This window comes from Nocardioides halotolerans DSM 19273 (assembly GCF_000422805.1).
Lineage (GTDB): Bacteria > Actinomycetota > Actinomycetes > Propionibacteriales > Nocardioidaceae > Nocardioides > Nocardioides halotolerans.
Genome location: NZ_KE383922.1, coordinates 296570 through 314845 on the forward strand (window position 1 = coordinate 296570; position 18276 = coordinate 314845).

Here is an 18276-nt window from a genome sequence, read left to right on the forward strand (position 1 = left end):
CCACGGCGAGACACACCCTCCGAAGGAGAAAACAGATGGGAACCAATCGGAAGCGGCTGGTAGCAGCAGCCGCATCCATGGTCGTCGCCGTCAGCCTCGCCGGCTGCGGCGGTGACTCGGGCGACGGGTCCGGACCCAAGGGACAGACCGACCAGGAGGTGACCGAGGCCACCAAGGGCGGTGCGGTCTTCTCCCTCGAGACGGCGGTCACCCAGGCGTGGGACCCGCAGCGCACCTACACCGGACGCGACCTCTCGAACCAGAGCCGGCTCGTCTACCGCAGCCTGGTGGACTTCCCGAAGGGCGTGACCGACAACATCGAGGGTCAGACCCCGATCCCGGACCTCGCCACCGACACCGGTCAGAGCAACGAGGACGCCACCGAGTGGTCCTTCACGCTCAAGGACGGCCCGAAGTGGCAGGACGGCAAGCCGGTCACGTGCGAGGACCTCAAGTACGGCGTCTCCCGCACCTTCGCGACCGACGTCATCACCGGTGGGCCCAACTACATCATCGGCTACCTCGACGTCCCGCAGGACGCCGACGGCCAGCCCGTCTACAAGGGTCCCTACACCGGTGAGGGCCAGGACGCCTTCGACCAGGCCGTGACCTGCGACGGCAACACCATCACCTACCGGTTCAAGAAGCCGTGGCCGGACTTCCCGTACGCCGTCGCGGCGCTGCGGTCGTTCGACCCCTACCGCGCGGACCAGGACAAGGGCGACAAGTCCAAGCTCTCGGTCTTCTCCAACGGCCCCTACATGCTCGACGAGAAGGGCTGGAACGAGGACTCGGGCGGCACCTTCGTCCGCAACCCCGAGTGGGACGCGAGCGAGGACACCAACCGCGACGCCAACTTCGACACCATCACGTTCGAGATCGGCATCGAGACCGAGGTCATCATCGACCGGCTCATCGCCGACGAGGGCAACGACAAGTTCGCCTTCACCTCGCGCAGCGTGACGCCTGCCCAGTACCCGCAGATCACGGGTGACGTGGAGGCGCGTGCGGTCAACTTCGAGTCGCCGTTCAGCAACTACCTGGTGCCGAACTTCAACCGCCTGACCAACCTCAAGGTGCGCCAGGCGCTGGCGGCCGCGACCAACCGCGCGGCGTACGTCGGTGCGCTCGGTGGCGACAAGGCCTCGGCCCCGTCGCTGTCGATCGTCAACCCGTCGACGCCGGGCTACGTCGCCAACCCGAACTTCGGCAAGGCCGAGGGCGGCGACGTCGAGGGCGCCAAGGCTCTCCTCGAGGAGTCGGGCGAGACCCTGCCCTACCCGATCAAGCTCACCTACCCGATCGGGTCGGACGCCACGGACAAGGCGTTCGCTGCTCTGAAGGCGACCTACGACGAGGCCGGCTTCGACGTGACGCTCGACGGTCTGGACCCGTCCGGTCCCTACTACGAGCAGATCCAGAAGCCGGGCTCCGACAGCGACCTCATCTGGGGTGGCTGGGGTTCTGACTGGCCGTCGGTCTCCACGGTGATCCCGCCGCTGTTCGACAGCCGGGTCAACATCACCAAGGCCTCCAACGGTCAGGACTACGGCAACTACGCCAGCGACGAGGTCAACGCTGCGATCGACGCGGCCGCCGCGGAGACCGACATCGACAAGGCCAACGAGATGTGGTCCGAGGTGGACAACATGCTGGCCGAGGACGTCGCCTACATCCCGCTCGACACCACCAAGTTCTACTTCCTGCACGGTTCGGGGCTGGAGAACTACGTGAACTCGGCGGGCACCAACGGCTACACCGACCTCGGTGTGCTCTCGGTGGTCGACGGCGGCAAGTGATCGACCGGGTCGGGTTCCCCGACCCACTGATCCACCAGCACCAACGCGTCACCTGACGCGGTAACACCCGCAAGACCGGCCCGTGCGGCCCCACCCAGGTGGGGCCGCACGGGACCCGGACCCACGGATCCCAACCACACGCTCCCCGAGGTGCCCGTGTTCGCCTACACCATCCGCCGCGTGATCAGCGGCATCCTGCTCCTGGTGGTCATGAGCGTGGTCACCTTCTACCTCTTCTACGCGAGCTCCTCGACGCCCGAGCGCTTCGCCTGCGGGCCCAAGTGCACGCCGACCCAGCTCGACACGACCAAGCGCGCCCTCGGCTACGACGAGCCGACGATCGTGCAGTGGGGCAAGTTCGCCAAGGGCTTCGTCGCGGGCCGCGAGTTCCCCGACGATGAGAAGCTCCGCAAGGCGGCGCCCGAGCAGGTCGTCGAGTGCCCCCGGGGCTGCCTGGGCTACTCCTACGGCTACAGCAAGCCGGTCAACACGCTGATCAAGGACAAGCTCCCGATCTCGGTCTCGCTGGCGATCTCGGCGTTCGTGATCTGGATCGCCGGCGGCGTGCTCCTCGGCATCACGGCCGCGTTGTTCAAGGGCAGGTTGATAGACAAGGCGATCGTCGGCCTCTCCCTGCTGGCGTTCGCGTTCCCGACGTTCTTCATCGGGCTCCTGCTGCTCAAGTTCGTCGCGATCCGGTGGGGGATCGTCGAGCTGCCGAAGTACAGCGACTTCACCGACAACCCGTTCCTGTGGGTGTCCGGGCTCATCCTGCCGGCGATCACCCTGGCGCTGGTCTACATGGCCGGCTACATCCGGATGACCCGCGCCTTCGTCCTCGAGACGATGAGCGAGGACTACATCCGCACCGCCCGGGCCAAGGGGCTCACCCGGCGGGTGGTGATCGGCAAGCACACGCTACGCGCGGTGCTGACGCCGCTGGTCACGCTCTCCGGTCTCGACCTCGCGGGCCTGCTGGGCGGCGCGATCATCACCGAGACCGTCTTCAACTTCAATGGCGTGGGCAAGCTGTCGTTCACCGCCGTGCAGCGCTACGACCTGCCGCTGATCGTGGGCATCGTGCTGCTGCTGGCGTCGTTCGTCATCGTCGCCAACATCGTCGTCGACCTGCTCTACGCCGTCATCGACCCCCGCGTCCGGCTCGGCTGATCGAATCCGGTTAGGTACTCACGTGTCCTCTTCCACAGCTCAGCTCAGCGCTGAGCCCGCTCAGGGCGGGCAGCCCGGCGACCCGCTCCTCGTCGTCAAGGACCTGCGCGTCCACTTCCCGACCGCCGACGGCGTCGTCAAGGCGGTCGACGGCCTGAGCTACACGCTCGAACGCGGCAAGACGCTCGGGATCGTGGGCGAGTCGGGCTCGGGCAAGTCGGTGTCGAGCTCGGCGATCATGGGGCTCTTCCACGGCAGCAACGCCCAGCTCTCCGGGCAGATCGTGCTCGACGGCACCGACATCCTGACGCTGCGCGAGGACGAGATGCGCCGGCTCCGCGGCCGCGACGTCGCGATGATCTTCCAGGACCCCCTCTCCGCCCTGCACCCCTACTTCACGGTCGGCTCCCAGATCATCGAGGCCTACCGCGTCCACCAGAGCGTGTCGAAGAAGGTCGCGCGCCGGCGGGCCATCGACCTGCTCGACCGGGTCGGCATCCCGCAGCCCGACCGCCGCGTCGACGACTACCCCCACCAGTTCTCCGGCGGCATGCGCCAGCGCGCGATGATCGCCATGGGGCTGGTCAACGACCCCTCGATGCTGATCGCCGACGAGCCGACCACGGCCCTCGACGTGACGGTGCAGGCGCAGATCCTCGACCTGCTCCAGGACCTCCAGCGCGAGTTCAACTCCGCCGTCATCATCATCACCCACGACCTCGGCGTGGTGGCCGAGATGACCGACGACACCCTGGTCATGTACGGCGGCCGGGCCGTCGAGTACGGCAAGACCTCGGAGATCCTGACCCACCCGGAGATGCCCTACACGTGGGGTCTGCTCTCGAGCGTGCCCGAGGTCACCGGCGACACCAGCGCCAAGCTGATCCCGATCCCCGGCAGCCCGCCGAGCCTCCTCAACCCGCCCTCGGGCTGCCACTTCCACCCGCGGTGCGCGTTCCGCGACAAGGTGCCCGGCGACCTGTGCCGCACCACCACCCCCGAGCTCGCGCCCGGTGGTCGCGGGTCCAGCCACCTCAAGCGCTGCCACCTCGCCGACCCCGAGAGCATCTACCAGACCGAGGTCCTGCCCGAGATCGCACCCGACCTCGTCGACCTCCTGGCCGAGGAGAACACCTGATGTCCACGGCCGAGCACACCGAGAGCACCGGCTCCGACGACGCGGGGGAGCCCACGCAGGACGCCTCGAAGGACGCCGCGAAGGACGCCGCCGAGGCCCGCGAGTCGACGTTCGTCACCGACGCGGCGATCGACCCCTTCGAGGGCCGCGCGGCGACCGAGGCGCCCAAGGACGCGAAGCCGATCCTGACCGTCGACAACCTGCGGATGTACTTCCCGGTGAAGTCCCAGGGCGTCATCCACCGCACGGTCGGCCACGTGCAGGCCGTCGACGGCGTGTCGTTCCAGGTCGTCGAGGGCGGGTCGCTCGGGCTCGTGGGCGAGTCCGGCTGCGGCAAGTCGACGACCGGCCGGCTGATCACCCGGCTGCTCACGCCGACCGGCGGCACGATCGACTTCGACGGCCGCGACATCGCGCAGATCAGCCAGCGCGAGCTCAAGCCGCTGCGGCGCGAGATCCAGATGATCTTCCAGGACCCCTACACCTCGCTCAACCCGAGGCACACGGTCGGCTCGATCATCGGTGCGCCGCTGCGCATCCACAAGATCGTGCCCGAGAAGCAGGTCCTCGGCCGGGTCAAGGAGCTGCTCGAGATCGTCGGGCTCAACCCCGAGCACTACAACCGGTTCCCCAACGAGTTCTCCGGCGGTCAGCGCCAGCGCATCGGCATCGCCCGCGCGCTCACGCTCAACCCCAAGCTGCTGGTCGCCGACGAGCCGGTCTCCGCGCTCGACGTGTCGATCCAGGCGCAGGTGGTCAACCTGCTCCAGGGCATCCAGCAGGAGTTCGGCGTCGCGTTCCTGTTCATCGCCCACGACCTGGCGATCGTCCGCCACTTCTGCCCCGAGGTCGCGGTGATGTACCTCGGCAAGATCGTCGAGATCGGCGACCGCGACAGCATCTACCTCAAGGCGCACCACCCCTACACGCAGGCGCTGCTCTCGGCGGTGCCCGACGTGAAGCAGGCCGCGCTCGGTGGCCGCCGCGAGCGGATCCGGCTGACCGGCGACGTCCCGTCGCCGATCAACCCGCCCTCGGGCTGCCGCTTCCGCACCCGCTGCCCGATCGCCCAGGAGATCTGCGCGAAGGTCGAGCCGCCGCTGCTCCAGATCGGCCCGAAGCACAAGGTCGCGTGCCACTTCCCGGGTGAGATCACCAACCACCCCAAGGAGCCGGTGACCGCACCGCTGCTCGGTCTCGACAACCAGGGGAACGTCGACGCGACCGGCTCCGTGACCGACCACGACCAGTTGTCGCACCCCGGCTACGCAGACACCTGGTACGACCTGGGCACGAAGTCGTTTGCCCGAGGGTGACGACGAGCTCTTCGAGACCGGTGGGCTGCAGGCGCGGCGCACCACCGAGGCCGCGGGTGCCGGTGCGCTGAGCTCGGCCTCGCACGCGGCCGCGCCGCTCGCCGTACGCATGCGGCCGCGGTCGCTGGAGGAGCTCGTCGGCCAGAGCCAGCTGCGTGCCCCCGGTTCGCCGCTGCGCCAGCTGGTCGAGGGCGACCAGTCGATGTCGCTGCTGCTGTGGGGCCCGCCCGGCACCGGCAAGACCACGATCGCGGCGATCCTGAGCCAGCAGACCGACCGGCGGTTCGTCGAGGTGTCCGCCGTGTCGGCCGGCGTGAAGGAGGTGCGCGCGGCGATCGACGCCGCGCGCCGCGAGCTGGTCGCCACCGGCCACGAGACCGTGCTGTTCGTCGACGAGGTGCACCGCTTCAGCAAGGCCCAGCAGGACGCCCTGCTGCCCGGCGTCGAGAACCGCTGGGTCACGCTCGTCGCGGCCACCACCGAGAACCCCTTCTTCTCCGTGATCTCGCCGCTGCTGTCGCGCAGCCTGCTGCTCCGGCTGGAGTCGCTCACCGACGACGACATCCGCGAGGTGCTCGACCACGCGCTCACCGACGAGCGCGGCCTCGGCGGCGCCTACGACGTCGACCCCGACGCCCTCGACCACCTGGTCCGGCTGGCCGGTGGCGACGCCCGCCGATCGCTGACCTACCTCGAGGCCGCCGCCGGCGCGGCGTCGGCCCGCGGGAGCACGACCATCGACCTCGAGACCGCGGAGACCGCGGTCGACCAGGCCGCGGTCCGCTACGACCGCCAGGGCGACCAGCACTACGACGTGACGAGCGCCTTCATCAAGTCGCTGCGCGGGTCCGACGTCGACGCCGCGCTGCACTACCTCGCACGGATGCTGGAGGCGGGTGAGGACCCGCGGTTCATCGCGCGCCGGCTGGTGATCCTGGCGAGCGAGGACATCGGCCTCGCCGACCCGACCGCGCTGACCACCGCCGTCGCCGCGGCGCAGGCGGTCCAGCTCATCGGCATGCCGGAGGCGCGCCTCAACCTCGCCCAGGCCACGATCGCGCTGGCGATCGCCCCCAAGTCGAACGCCGTGATCACCGCGATCGAGGCCGCCTCCGCGGACGTGCGGGCCGGCAAGATCGGGCCGGTGCCGGCCCACCTCCGTGACGCCCACTACCAGGGCGCCAAGAGGCTGGGCCACGGCTCGTCGTACGCCTACAGCCACGACGCGCCGTTCGGCATCGCGGAGCAGCAGTACGCGCCCGACGTCGTCCTGGACGCGGAGTACTACAAGCCGACCGAGCTCGGCGCCGAGGCGGCCATCAAGGAGCGCTGGGCGCGGGTCCGCCGCATCATCCGCGGCCGGTAGGGTCTTTGCTCATGGCGTGGGTGTTGGTGACCGTGACCGCCGTCCTGGCGGTGCTGGTCGGCGTGCTGGTCGCCGTGCTGGCCCTCCGGGTCCGCCGCCTGGAGGCCCATGTCGCCCGCCTGTTGACGTCGAGTGACCCGATCGACAGGCGATTCCCTGTGGAAGACCTGCCAGACGGGTCACTCGACGCAGACCCGCCGGCCCCCGAGTTCGTCATCACCCGGGTCGGCGAGCCGGAGCCCGAGCCCGAGGTGGCCGAGCCGGTGCCGGCCCTGCCCGGGCCGGTCTTCGCGGACCTGCTGCTCAAGGAGTCGGTCGTGCAGACGGCCTCGCTGTTCCAGGGGCTGCGGCGGGCGCTGTCGGCCGAGACCCGCAACCGGATCCGCTTCCACATGCGCCAGGAGGTCAAGCGCTCGCGCAAGCAGCGCCGCACCGAGCTGCGGGAGGTACGCCGCGAGTGGGCGGCGCGGCAGCGAGCCGCCATGGCCGCCGACGAGCCGGAGGGCTCGGCAGCATGAAGACACCCCACGAGATTCTGCGCTCCCCCCGCTGCGCTCCTCCCGCGCACAATCCCGCGGGGACCCCAAGAGCATGAGGGGCGGCCTCTGGTTCGTCGCCGGGGCCGGGGCCGGGATCTACGTCATGATCCGCGGGCGCCGCGCTGCCGAGGCGCTGACCGTCGACGGGATGCAGGACCGTCTCAACGGGCTCGCCGTGGGCGTGCGCATGTTCCGCGACGAGGTGGCCCAGGGCAAGGCCGAGGCCGAAACGGGGTTGCGCGAGCGGTTCGCCCTCGCGCCTCATGGACGACCAGAGCTCACATCGAGACAGGAAGAGGAGGGCAGGAGCTGATGGAACCGTCGATGAGCACGGCCGAGATCAGGCGCAACTTCGTCGCGCACTTCGAGAACGACACGCGCTGGGGTGGCCACACGGCCGTGCCGTCCGCCTCGCTCCTGCTCGACGACCCCACGCTGCTCTTCGTGAACGCCGGCATGGTGCCGTTCAAGCCGTACTTCCTCGGTCAGGAGGCCACGCCGTACCCCCGCGCCGTGAGCGTGCAGAAGTGCGTGCGCACCCCCGACATCGAGGACGTCGGCAAGACCACCCGGCACGGCACGTTCTTCGAGATGTGCGGCAACTTCTCCTTCGGCGACTACTTCAAGCAGGGCGCGATCGAGCTGGCCTGGGACCTGGTCACCAAGCCGCGCAGCGAGGGCGGCTGGGGGCTCGAGGAGAGCAAGCTCTACCCGTCGGTCTACGTCGACGACCCGGAGGCGCTCGCGATCTGGCAGCAGGTCACCGGCTTCCCGGCGTCGCGGATCCTCAAGCTGGGCAAGAAGGAGAACTACTGGTCGATGGGCGTGCCCGGCCCCGGCGGACCGTGCTCGGAGATCCTCTACGACCGCGGCGGCAGCCACGGGCCCGACTTCACGCCCGAGGAGCTCGGTCCCGACATGCCGTTCAAGCTCGAGGACCGCCTCCTCGAGATCTGGAACCTCGTCTTCATGCAGGAGGAGCTCAGCGCGGTCCGGTCGAAGGAGGACTTCGACATCGTCGGGCCGCTGCCGAAGCAGAACATCGACACCGGCATGGGCCTGGAGCGGGTGGCGTTCCTGCTGCAGGGCGTCGACAACATGTACGAGATCGACGTGATGTTCCCGGTCATCGAGCGCGCCCAGGAGATCACCGGCCACACCTACGGCGCCGACCACGAGGACGACGTCCGCTTCCGGGTCGTGGCCGACCACGTGCGCAGCTCGCTGATGCTCATCGGCGACGGCGTCACCCCGGGCAACGAGGGCCGCGGCTACGTCCTGCGCCGGCTGATGCGCCGCGCGATCCGCTCGATGCGGCTGCTCGGCTGCGAGGACCCGGTGCTCCCCGAGCTGCTGCCGGTCAGCCGCGACAAGATGGGCGAGACCTACGACGGGCTGCACCGCGACTGGGAGCGCATCGCGAAGGTCGCCTTCGCCGAGGAGGAAGCCTTCCGGCAGACGCTCCGCGCGGGCACCACGATATTCGACACCGCGGCGAGCGAGGTGAAGCAGGCGGGCGGCACCGAGCTGTCCGGGGACCGCGCGTTCGCGCTGCACGACACCTACGGCTTCCCGATCGACCTGACCCTCGAGATGGCCGCCGAGCAGGGCCTCGCGGTCGACGAGGTGGGCTTCCGGCGCCTCATGCAGGAGCAGCGCGACCGCGCCAAGGCCGACGCCCGCGCCAAGAAGGGCGCGCACCGCGACGCCACGGCGTACCGCGCCGTCGCCGACGCGATGGGCGCGCCGGTCGACTTCACCGGCTACAGCGAGGTCGTCACCGACGGCACGGTGCGCGGCCTGGTCACCGCGGACGGCGTGGTCGACAGCGCCACCGAGGGCGACGAGGTGGAGATCGTCCTCGACCGGACGCCGTTCTACGCCGAGGGCGGCGGCCAGCTCGCCGACCACGGCATCATCGAGCTCTCCAACGGCGCCCGGCTGCGCGTCGACGACGTGCAGGCGCCGATCAACGGGCTGGTCGTGCACCAAGCGACGGTGCTCAACGGCGAGGTCACGCCCGGCCTCGAGTCGCACTCGGTCGTCGACCTTGAGCGACGGCTGTCGATCTCGCGCGCTCACACCGCGACCCACATGGTGCACAAGGCCTTCCGCGAGGCGCTGGGGGAGACCGCGACCCAGGCGGGCTCAGAGAACGCGCCGGGCCGGTTCCGGTTCGACTTCTCCGCGGCGGGCGCAGTGCCGGCGTCGGTGATGACCGACGTCGAGGCGCGGGTCAACGACGTGATCCTCGACGACCTGGCGGTGCACGCCGAGATCATGAGCCAGGCCGAGGCGGTCAAGTCCGGCGCGATGGCGCTGTTCGGCGAGAAGTACGGCGACCGGGTCCGCGTGGTCTCGGTCGGTGAGTGGGCCCGCGAGCTCTGCGGCGGCACCCACGCCGGGAGCTCCGGCAAGCTCGGCGTGATCAAGCTGCTCGGCGAGTCCAGCATCGGCTCCGGGGTACGCCGCGTCGAGGCGCTGGTCGGTGCCGACGCCTACCGCTTCCTGGCGCGCGAGCACGTGCTGGTCGCGCAGCTCTCCGAGGCGCTCAAGGCGCGGCCGGAGGACCTCCCCGAGCGGGTCAACGACATCGTCGAGCGCCTGCGCGTCGCCGAGAAGGAGCTCGAGAAGGTCAGGGTGGGGCAGCTGCTCGCCCGGGCCGGCGAGCTCGCGTCGGCGGCCGAGCAGGTCGGCGGGATCGCTCTCGTGGCGACCGCTGCGCCGGGCGCGGCCGGCGGTGACGCGCGGACGCTCGCGCTCGACGTGCGCGGCCGGCTCCCCGCGGGCCAGCCGGGCGTCGTGGTGATCATCGGCGAGGCCGACGGCAAGGTGGCGGTCGTCGCAGCGGTCAACGACGAGGCGCGGGCCCGCGGCGTGAGCGCCAACGAGCTCGTCCGCGCCGTCGGCCCGCTGGTCGGCGGCAAGGGCGGCGGCAAGGACGACGTGGCGCAGGGCGGCGGCACCGACGCCTCCCGGATCGACGAGGCCCTCGCCCTGGTCCGCTCCGAGGTCGCGAAGGCAGCCTCCTGACCGCACCCGCCCGCCCCACGACGCCGAGTCGGCGTTACTGCTCATCGGTAACGACGACTCGCCGGGCTGGGTCGTTGCCGAGTCGGCGTTACTGCTCATCAGTAACGACGACTCGGCGGGGTGGGGCGGCGTGAGGCAGGGCGTGCGGCTCGGACTGGATCCGGGGGACGCGCGGATCGGCGTGGCGCAGAGCGACCCGTCGGGCCTGCTGGCCACGCCCGTCGAGACCGTCCGGCGCGGGCGCGGCGACCTCGCACGGATCCGCGAGCTGCTCGCCGAGGCGCAGGACGGCGACCCCGAGCGGGTGCTCGAGATCGTCGTGGGGCTGCCGCGCTCGCTGTCGGGCACCGAGGGGCCGGCCGCCGTGAAGGTCCGCGACTGGGCGCGGCGGCTGGCGCGCGCGGTCGCACCGGTGCCGGTGCGGCTGGCCGACGAGCGGCTCACCACCGTGAGCGCGGAGGCTATGCTGCGCGACCGTGGGCGGTCGGGGGCCAAGCGCCGTGCTGTGGTCGACCAGGCCGCCGCGGTGGTGATCCTGCAGCACGTGCTGGACACCGAACGAGCCAGCGGCCTCGCGCCGGGAGAGATCATCGAGGAGACAGACGAACCATGACCGACATGGAGAGCCTCCTCGGTGACGAGACGCCGACAGGCGGGAGCCGTCGTGCCGAGCGGCCCCGCCGACGCGGCCCGGGCTGCCTGATCGCGCTGGTGATCCTCGCGGTGCTCGCGGGTGTCGCCTACTGGGGCGTCAGCACCGGCATCGAGAAGATCCAGGACCAGTTCAGCTCGGCCGACGACTACTCCGGCACCGGCAACGGCGAGGCGGTCAGCTTCGAGGTCAAGCAGGGCGACAGCATCGCCGACATGGGCCGCGGCCTGAAGGCTGCCGGCGTCGTCGCCTCGGTCGAGGCGTTCATCGACGCCGCGGGCGCGAACCCGAAGGCCAACAGGATCCAGGCCGGCTTCTACGCGCTGGAGAAGGAGATGAAGGCCTCCGCCGTGGTCGACGTCCTCATCGACCCCGCCAACATCGACACCACCACGGTGGCGATCCCGGAGGGCTTCACGGTCAAGCAGATCGTCGCGCGGCTGGCGAAGCAGACCAGCTTCAAGAAGGCCGAGTTCGAGGCCGCGCTGAAGGACCCCAAGGCGCTGGGCCTGCCCGCCGCCGCCGAGGGCAACGCCGAGGGCTACCTGTTCCCGGCGACGTACTCCTTCGGCCCGAACAAGAAGCCGGCCGACATGCTCCACGACATGGTGGCGCGTTGGCAGCAGTCGGCGAACGACGACGGCCTCGACGCCGCGGCCGAGGCGCTCGGCTACAGCACCCACGACATCATGACGATCGCGAGCCTGATCGAGGCCGAGGGCCGCGGGGAGTACCGCACCAAGATCGCCCGCGTCATCTACAACCGCCTCGAGAACCCCGACAACGGGCTGACCAACGGCCTGCTCGAGATCGACGCGACCGTCAACTACGCGCTCGGCCGCGACGACATCGGCCTCGGCCTCACCTCCGAGGACCTCGAGGTCGACTCGCCGTACAACACCCGGAAGTACCCCGGCCTCCCGCCCGGGCCGATCGACTCGCCTGGTGACGACGCCATCCAGGCCGCGCTGCACCCGGCCGACGGCCCGTGGCTGTGGTACGTCACGGTGAACCTCAAGACCGGCGAGACCAAGTTCACCGACGACTACGACACCTTCCAGGAGTACAAGCAGGAGTACCTCCAGTACTGCGAGACCTCCGAGGCCTGCTGACCTCGGCTCTCGGCGAGGCCGCCGGCTTGTAGGTTGCGGGCTGTGCGCTGCGCCGTCCTGGGTGACCCGATCGACCACTCGCTGTCGCCGGTGATCCACCGGGCCGCCTACGCCGCCCTCGGCCTCGACGACTGGCGGTACGACGCGGTGCCGGTGCCCGCCGGCGGCCTCGCGGGGTTCCTCGACGGCCTCGACCCCGCCGAGTGGCGCGGCCTCTCGCTCACGATGCCGCTCAAGCGCGAAGCGCTGCCGCTCCTCGGCTCCCACGACGACTGGGTCCGCGACACCGGCGCCTGCAACACGGTGCTGCTCGAGCCCGACGGGAGCCGGCACGGGCTCAACACCGACGTCACCGGCGCGCTGATGGTGCTCGGCGAGCACGACGTGCCGGTCACGCGGGCCGTGGTGCTCGGCGGCGGTGCCACCGCGACCTCGATGCTCCTCGCGCTGGCCGAGCGCGGGATGGCGCACGCCACCCTCCTCGTCCGCGACCCCGACCGCGCGGCCGACACGGTCGGCGCGGTCGCCGCCCACCGCTCGGCGCCGACGGTGGACGTGGCCGCGCTCGACGAGGTCGAGGAGCTCGAGGCGGACGTGCTGGTCTCCACGGTGCCGGCGTCGGCCCAGGTGCCCGGGCTCGTCGCGGCGACGGCGAGGGTGCCGCTCGTCTTCGATGTCGTCTACGACCCGTGGCCCACGCCCCTGGCCGTGGCGGCGCAGAGGTCCGGCAGGACCGTGCTCAGCGGCCTGGACCTGCTGGTGGCGCAGGCGGTCAACCAGGTGGTCGCCATGACCGGCCGCTTCGACGTGCCCGTCGGCGCGATGCGCCGGGCGGCCGAGGAGGCCATGGCCGCGAGGTCGGGCGGATGAGCGCGGTGGTCGCCGCGGCGTGCGCCGCGGGTGCCGCTCTCGGCGGTGCGGCGGTCCCGTGGGTGATCGGGCACCTGCCGGAGCCGTCGGCTCCGGAGCCGACCGAGGAGCCGGCCGCGGAGGGCACCGATCCCGGCCGAGACGTCGAGCCGGCCGGCCGCCGGCCGCGGCGGCCGGTGCCCGACTTCTCCCTCTGGGGCATGCACGCCGTCGAGCGCGACAAGGAGCCCTACCGCGAGATGGCGCGGGTCCGCGGGCTGCTCGTGGGGTGCGTGCTGGCCTGCGCGGTGGTCGGGGGGCTGCTCGGCTGGTGGATCGGCGCCGATCCTGCACTGGCGGTCGTCGCACCCGTGGTCCCGGTCGGGGTCGCGATCGCGGTGGTCGACTGGCGCGCCCGGCTGGTCCCCAACCGGCTCGTGCTCCCCGCGACGGCGTACGTCGTCGCCGCCGGCCTGGCCGTCTGGGCGGTCACGGGAGACCACGACGACCTGCTGCGGGCGGCGGTCTCGCTGGCCGTGGTGCGCTCGTTCTTCTGGGTGATGTGGTTCATCCGGGCCGCCGGGATGGGGTTCGGCGACGTCCGGCTCTCCGCGCTGATCGGGTTCGTGCTGGGCTGGCTCGGACCCGCCGAGGTGTTCTTCGGGGTCTGGATCGGGTTCCTCGTCTTCGGCCTCCCCGGGGTGCTGGTCTCGCTCGCCAAGCGGGACTACCGCCTGATGCGGGTGCCGTTCCCCTTCGGTCCGTTCATGCTCGTCGGGGCGCTGCTCGGCGTCTTCCTCGGACAGCCGGTCATCGACGCCCTCTACGGCTGAGACACTTGTCCGCATGTCGTCCACCCCACGAAAGCGCGCGCCGGACGCGCTCCGCGCGGATGAAGCACTCTTCGGCTGGGAGCCCGGAAGATGACGTTGCGCTGGCTGACCGCGGGTGAGTCCCACGGCCCGTCCCTGGTGGCGATCCTCGAGGGCCTGCCCGCCCACGTCCGGGTGACCTCCGACGACGTCCGAGACGCCCTGGCGCGCCGCCGGCTCGGCTACGGCCGCGGCGCGCGGATGAAGTTCGAGCAGGACGAGGTCACCCTGGTCGGCGGCATCCGGCACGGCGAGAGCCAGGGCGGCCCGGTCGCGATCCAGATCGGCAACACCGAGTGGCCCAAGTGGGAGCAGGTGATGTCCGCCGACCCCGTCGACCCCGTCATCCTCGCGGGCTCGGCCCGCAACGCCCCCCTGACCCGACCCCGCCCCGGGCACGCCGACCTGGCGGGGATGCAGAAGTACGCCTTCGACGAGGCCCGCCCGGTCCTGGAGCGGGCGTCGGCGCGCGAGACGGCGGCCCGCGTGGCCCTGGGACGGGTCGCCTCCAACTTCCTCGAGCAGTCGGTCGGCGCCCGCCTCGTCTCCCACGTGATCGAGCTCGGCGGCGTCCGCGCGCCCGACGGCCTGTGGCCCGAGCCGGACGACGTGGCGCGGCTCGACGACGACCCGGTCCGCTGCCTCGACCCCGACACCGCCACGCAGATGGTGGCGCGGATCGACGAGGCCCACGAGCAGGGCGACACGCTCGGCGGTGTCGTCGAGGTGGTGGTGCACGGGCTGCCGCCGGGCCTCGGGTCGCACGTCCACTGGGACCGACGCCTCGACTCCCGCCTGGCCGGCGCGCTGATGGGCATCCAGGCCATCAAGGGCGTCGAGGTCGGCGACGGCTTCGCCCTGGCCGCGACGCCGGGGTCGCAGGCGCACGACGAGATGGTGATGACCGACGGGGGCATCCACCGGCTCAGCGGCCGCTCGGGCGGCACCGAGGGCGGCATGACCACCGGTGAGGTGCTCCGCGTCCGCGCCGCGATGAAGCCGATCGCCACCGTCCCGCGTGCCCTGCGCACCGTCGACGTGGCCACCGGCGAGGAGACGCGGGCGCACCACCAGCGCTCCGACGTCTGTGCGGTCCCTGCTGCGGGGATCGTCGCCGAGGCGATGGTCGCGCTGGTGCTGGCCGACGCGGTGCTCGAGAAGTTCGGCGGCGACTCGGTCCAGGAGACCCGGCGCAACGCCGAGTCCTACCTCGACACGCTGAGGTTCCGGTGAGCGATCCGGTGAGCGGGCCGGTGAGCGGGCCGCGGGTGGTGCTCGTCGGCCCGATGGGCGCCGGCAAGTCGACGGTCGCCGCGCTCCTGGCCGATGCGTGGGCGGTCGCGGCGCGCGACACCGACGCGGACGTCGAGGCCCTCGAGGGGCGCAGCATCTCCGACATCTTCGTGGAGTCGGGCGAGGCGCACTTCCGTGACCTCGAGCGCAAGGCGGTCGCGGAGGCACTGGCGACCCACGACGGCGTGCTGGCCCTGGGCGGGGGAGCGGTCCTCGACCCGAGCACCCGTGAGCTGCTGGCCGGGCACCGCGTCGTCTTCCTGAAGGTCGGCCTCTCGGAGGCGGTCAAGCGGGTCGGGCTCGGCTCGTCGCGCCCGCTGCTGCTGGGCAACGTGCGCGGCCGGATCAAGGCGCTGCTCGACGAGCGCACGCCGGTCTACGAGTCCGTGGCCACCCACGTGGTCGACACCGACGACCGCACGGCCGACGACGTCGCGGCGGAGATCGTGCGGGTGCTGGCGTGAGCGCCGCGACCACGATCCGCGTCGCCGGCGCCGCGCCGTACGACGTCGAGGTCGGGCACGGCGTCCGCGACCGCCTGCCTGCCCTCCTGGGCGACGACGTGCGCCGGGTGGCGCTGCTGCACGCGCCGGGTCTCTCGGTGGACCTCTCCGGCTACGACGTGCTGGACGTCGAGCTCCCCGAGGGCGAGAGCGCGAAGAGCGCCGCCGTCGTGGCCGACCTCTGGGAGCGGCTCGGCGCGGCGGGCTTCACCCGCTCCGACGCCGTGGTGACCGTGGGCGGGGGAGCGACCACCGACGTCGGCGGCTTCGTGGCGGCGACCTGGCTGCGCGGCGTCCGCGTCGTCCACGTGCCGACCTCGCTGCTCGGCATGGTCGACGCGGCGGTCGGCGGCAAGACCGGCATCGACACCGGTGCGGGCAAGAACCTCGTCGGCTCGTTCCACGAGCCCGCCGGCGTGCTCTGCGACCTCGACCTCCTCGTGACGCTCCCGGAGGCCGAGCTCGTCAGTGGGCTCGGTGAGGTCGTGAAGTGCGGCTTCATCGCCGACCCCGAGATCCTGGCGCTGGTCGAGAAGGACGCCGTCGCCGTCCTCGACCCGGCGTCGGACGTGCTGGCCGAGCTGGTCGAGCGGTCGATTCGCGTCAAGGCCGACGTCGTCGCGAGCGACCTCCGCGAGACCGGGGGCGGCGACGGGCACCCCGGCCGCGAGGTGCTCAACTACGGCCACACGCTCGCGCACGCGGTCGAGAAGGTCACCGGCTACACCGTGCGGCACGGCGAGGCGGTCTCGCTCGGCATGGTCTACGTCGCCGAGCTCGCGCGGCTCGCCGGCCGGCTGGACGACGAGACCGCCGCGCGGCACGCGTCCGTGCTGGCCTCGGTCGGGCTGCCGACCCGGTGGCACCGGGCGCCGTTCGACGACCTGCTGGCCGTGATGCGGGTGGACAAGAAGGCCCGTGGCGCCACGCTGCGGTTCGTCGTGCTCGACGGCCTGGCCCGACCGGCCGTGCTGAGCGGCCCGTCCGAAGAGCTGCTGCGGTCCGCCTACGAGGCCCTGTCATGACCTCCGTCTGGGTGCTCAACGGCCCCAACCTGGGCCGGCTCGGCCGCCGCGAGCCGGAGATCTACGGCACCACCACGCATGTCGAGCTCGAGCAGAGGTGCGTCGAGTGGGGCCGCGAGCTCGGGCTCGACGTCCTCGTCCGGCAGACGAACCACGAGGGCGAGCTGCTCGACTGGCTCAACCAGGCCGCCGACGACGGCCGGCCTGTCGTCCTCAACGCCGCCGCGTGGACCCACTACTCCTACGCGCTCTTCGACGCCTGCGCCCAGCTCACCGCGCCGCTCGTCGAGGTGCACATCTCCGACCCGTCACAGCGACCGGAGGAGTTCCGGCACACCTCCCTGGTGACCCCGCACGCGCTGGCGGTGTACGCCGGCCACGGCGTCGACGGCTACCGGATGGCGCTCGAGCGGATCGCCGCCACCGAGCGGGACTAGGCCACGGCCTAGCTCCTCTCCGCAGGCTGCAGCGCCGAGGCCACCGCGGCGAGCACGCCGAGCTCGGCGCCGCGGGCGAGCAGCGTCTCCCACTCGTCACCGAGGCGGCGGCAGCCGACCTCCACCGACGGCGCGAGCGCGGCTTCCTGGAACGTCATGCGCGGCACACCGACGCCGTCGCGCTCGGCCAGCGCCGCGCCGACGAGCAGGGCGCCGTCGGCGTCGCGGCCCATGTCGAACAGCACGCAGGCGAAGTCCTCGCAGCTTGTCAGCACGGCGTCGGGGATGTCGTCGGCGAGGATCTCCGGGAGCAGCCGCGCGAACTCGTCGTACGCCTCCTGGTGGCGGCCGAGACGGCGCAGCGTGCAGGCGCGGTTGTTGCGGACCGCCGTGCCGGCCAGCGCGTCGCCGAGCCGCTCGGCCATCTCGGTCGCGGCGTCCTCGAAGGCGAGCGCGGCCCCGTGGTCGCCGTTGTCGGCGAGCACGAGGGCGTGGTTGACGAGAGACCACAGGTGCGGGACCGAGTCGCCGCCGTGCGCGCAGGCATGGCCCAGCAGCGGCCGGGCCTCCTCGTGCCGCCCCTCGCGGTAGGCGAGCGAGCCCAGGCAGAACAGCGCGTGGCAGGTGACCGGGGCGAGCGCGTCGAGGTCCTCGGGGGAGAGGTCGTGCAGCCGGAGCAGCCCCGCGGCCTCGCGCACCAGCGCCGCGGAGCGCTCGGCCCGGCCGGTCACGCGGTGCACCTCGGAGAGGTGCAGCATCAGGTCGGCCCGGGGGAGGAGGGAGCCGTCCCGCCCGAGGTCGAGCGCGCGGTCGCCCCAGGCCTGCGCGTCGTCGTACTCTCCGCGCAGCGTGCCGACCTGGTGGACCACCGCCGTCGCGAGGGTCAGCTGGTCGTCGACCCACGTGCGCGAGCGCTCGTCCCAGGACGGCAGCGCCATCAGCAGGTTCATCGCGGTCTCGACGTCGAGGTAGCGGGCCTCGAGGGCGGCGAGGTACTCGGCCCGCTCGGCGACCGTCCCGAACCGGCGTGGATCTAGCACCAGCGCGTGCGCGCGATCCAGCTCCCCCGTCACCTGTGTCAGTCAAGCCCAGCACGACTCGTCGCGCCAGAGGCGAAGCGGGCGATCGGGCCGCGACTGGGTAGACTCCTGCGCTGGTCCAGCGACCACCGA

At 71.7% G+C, this 18276-nt stretch carries 17 protein-coding genes; 16 read left to right on the forward strand and 1 reads right to left on the reverse strand.

All coding sequences use genetic code 11. From position 1 onward, the window contains the following. Nucleotides 1-35 precede the first annotated feature (35 nt). The 16 genes from G514_RS0112035 to G514_RS0112110 all read left to right on the forward strand — a co-directional run bounded on the left by G514_RS0112035 (nucleotide 36) and on the right by G514_RS0112110 (nucleotide 17104). The gene (locus G514_RS0112035; protein WP_028651939.1) at nucleotides 36-1799 is read left to right on the forward strand and encodes an ABC transporter substrate-binding protein; all 1764 of its coding nucleotides are present in this window, start codon (nucleotides 36-38) and stop codon (nucleotides 1797-1799) included. 150 nt (nucleotides 1800-1949) lie between these two features. Further along, a complete protein-coding gene (locus G514_RS0112040) occupies nucleotides 1950-2969 on the forward strand; it encodes an ABC transporter permease (protein WP_245582185.1) in 1020 nt (339 codons plus the stop codon). 22 nt (nucleotides 2970-2991) lie between these two features. Further along, nucleotides 2992-4107 (forward strand): ABC transporter ATP-binding protein, encoded by a 1116-nt coding sequence (locus G514_RS26470; RefSeq protein ID WP_051247395.1) that lies wholly within the window; start codon nucleotides 2992-2994, stop codon nucleotides 4105-4107. Between the two features lie 206 nt (nucleotides 4108-4313). Then, nucleotides 4314-5423 carry an ABC transporter ATP-binding protein gene (locus G514_RS26475; protein WP_245582218.1) on the forward strand — a complete coding sequence of 370 codons (1110 nt, stop codon included), beginning with the start codon at nucleotides 4314-4316 and terminating at the stop codon, nucleotides 5421-5423. Beyond that, nucleotides 5410-6789 (forward strand): replication-associated recombination protein A, encoded by a 1380-nt coding sequence (locus G514_RS0112055; protein WP_084152072.1) that lies wholly within the window; start codon nucleotides 5410-5412, stop codon nucleotides 6787-6789. The genes G514_RS26475 and G514_RS0112055 overlap by 14 nt, the downstream gene beginning before the upstream one ends. An 11-nt stretch (nucleotides 6790-6800) precedes the next feature. After that, on the forward strand, nucleotides 6801-7307 hold the full coding sequence (locus tag G514_RS0112060; RefSeq protein ID WP_028651942.1) for a hypothetical protein: 507 nt from the start codon (nucleotides 6801-6803) through the stop codon (nucleotides 7305-7307). Between the two features lie 73 nt (nucleotides 7308-7380). Next, complete coding sequence (locus G514_RS26480) at nucleotides 7381-7641, forward strand: DUF6167 family protein (protein ID WP_051247396.1); 261 nt, start codon at nucleotides 7381-7383, stop codon at nucleotides 7639-7641. An 11-nt stretch (nucleotides 7642-7652) separates the two neighbouring features. Beyond that, complete coding sequence (gene alaS, locus G514_RS0112070) at nucleotides 7653-10361, forward strand: alanine--tRNA ligase (RefSeq protein ID WP_028651943.1); 2709 nt, start codon at nucleotides 7653-7655, stop codon at nucleotides 10359-10361. 130 nt (nucleotides 10362-10491) lie between these two features. Further along, nucleotides 10492-10974 (forward strand): Holliday junction resolvase RuvX, encoded by a 483-nt coding sequence (gene ruvX / locus G514_RS0112075; protein WP_028651944.1) that lies wholly within the window; start codon nucleotides 10492-10494, stop codon nucleotides 10972-10974. Next, a complete protein-coding gene (gene mltG / locus G514_RS0112080) occupies nucleotides 10971-12125 on the forward strand; it encodes an endolytic transglycosylase MltG (RefSeq protein WP_028651945.1) in 1155 nt (384 codons plus the stop codon). Before ruvX ends, mltG begins: the two co-directional genes overlap by 4 nt. Nucleotides 12126-12167: 42 nt before the next feature. Beyond that, complete coding sequence (locus G514_RS0112085) at nucleotides 12168-12995, forward strand: shikimate dehydrogenase (protein ID WP_084152073.1); 828 nt, start codon at nucleotides 12168-12170, stop codon at nucleotides 12993-12995. Then, entirely contained in the window at nucleotides 12992-13807 is an 816-nt protein-coding gene (locus G514_RS29245) for a prepilin peptidase (protein ID WP_051247397.1), read from the forward strand. Before G514_RS0112085 ends, G514_RS29245 begins: the two co-directional genes overlap by 4 nt. 90 nt (nucleotides 13808-13897) lie before the next feature. Next, nucleotides 13898-15079, forward strand: coding sequence for a chorismate synthase (aroC, locus tag G514_RS0112095; RefSeq protein WP_211222125.1), 1182 nt, complete (start codon nucleotides 13898-13900; stop codon nucleotides 15077-15079). Between the two features lie 53 nt (nucleotides 15080-15132). Then, nucleotides 15133-15603 (forward strand): shikimate kinase, encoded by a 471-nt coding sequence (locus tag G514_RS0112100; protein ID WP_036564808.1) that lies wholly within the window; start codon nucleotides 15133-15135, stop codon nucleotides 15601-15603. Further along, the gene (gene aroB, locus G514_RS0112105) at nucleotides 15600-16667 is read left to right on the forward strand and encodes a 3-dehydroquinate synthase (RefSeq protein WP_028651949.1); all 1068 of its coding nucleotides are present in this window, start codon (nucleotides 15600-15602) and stop codon (nucleotides 16665-16667) included. Before G514_RS0112100 ends, aroB begins: the two co-directional genes overlap by 4 nt. Beyond that, nucleotides 16664-17104: a type II 3-dehydroquinate dehydratase gene (locus tag G514_RS0112110; RefSeq protein ID WP_028651950.1), complete on the forward strand. Its 441-nt coding sequence runs from the start codon at nucleotides 16664-16666 to the stop codon at nucleotides 17102-17104. Before aroB ends, G514_RS0112110 begins: the two co-directional genes overlap by 4 nt. An 8-nt stretch (nucleotides 17105-17112) precedes the next feature. Here the strand turns inward: G514_RS0112110 and G514_RS0112115 are convergent, their stop codons facing one another. Further along, complete coding sequence (locus G514_RS0112115; RefSeq protein ID WP_028651951.1) at nucleotides 17113-18177, reverse strand: tetratricopeptide repeat protein; 1065 nt, start codon at nucleotides 18175-18177, stop codon at nucleotides 17113-17115. Between the last annotated feature and the right edge of the window lie 99 nt (nucleotides 18178-18276).

What these genes read in the sequence shown, in the direction of transcription:
- G514_RS0112035 (WP_028651939.1), top strand. Translation starts at nt 36, where the DNA reads ATGGGAACCAATCGGAAGCGGCTGGTAGCAGCAGCCGCATCCATGGTC.
- G514_RS26475 (WP_245582218.1), top strand. Translation starts at nt 4,314, where the DNA reads ATGTACTTCCCGGTGAAGTCCCAGGGCGTCATCCACCGCACGGTCGGC.
- G514_RS0112060 (WP_028651942.1), top strand. Translation starts at nt 6,801, where the DNA reads ATGGCGTGGGTGTTGGTGACCGTGACCGCCGTCCTGGCGGTGCTGGTC.
- G514_RS26480 (WP_051247396.1), top strand. Translation starts at nt 7,381, where the DNA reads ATGAGGGGCGGCCTCTGGTTCGTCGCCGGGGCCGGGGCCGGGATCTAC.
- alaS (WP_028651943.1), top strand. Translation starts at nt 7,653, where the DNA reads ATGAGCACGGCCGAGATCAGGCGCAACTTCGTCGCGCACTTCGAGAAC.
- mltG (WP_028651945.1), top strand. Translation starts at nt 10,971, where the DNA reads ATGACCGACATGGAGAGCCTCCTCGGTGACGAGACGCCGACAGGCGGG.
- G514_RS29245 (WP_051247397.1), top strand. Translation starts at nt 12,992, where the DNA reads ATGAGCGCGGTGGTCGCCGCGGCGTGCGCCGCGGGTGCCGCTCTCGGC.
- aroC (WP_211222125.1), top strand. Translation starts at nt 13,898, where the DNA reads ATGACGTTGCGCTGGCTGACCGCGGGTGAGTCCCACGGCCCGTCCCTG.
- G514_RS0112100 (WP_036564808.1), top strand. Translation starts at nt 15,133, where the DNA reads ATGGGCGCCGGCAAGTCGACGGTCGCCGCGCTCCTGGCCGATGCGTGG.
- G514_RS0112110 (WP_028651950.1), top strand. Translation starts at nt 16,664, where the DNA reads ATGACCTCCGTCTGGGTGCTCAACGGCCCCAACCTGGGCCGGCTCGGC.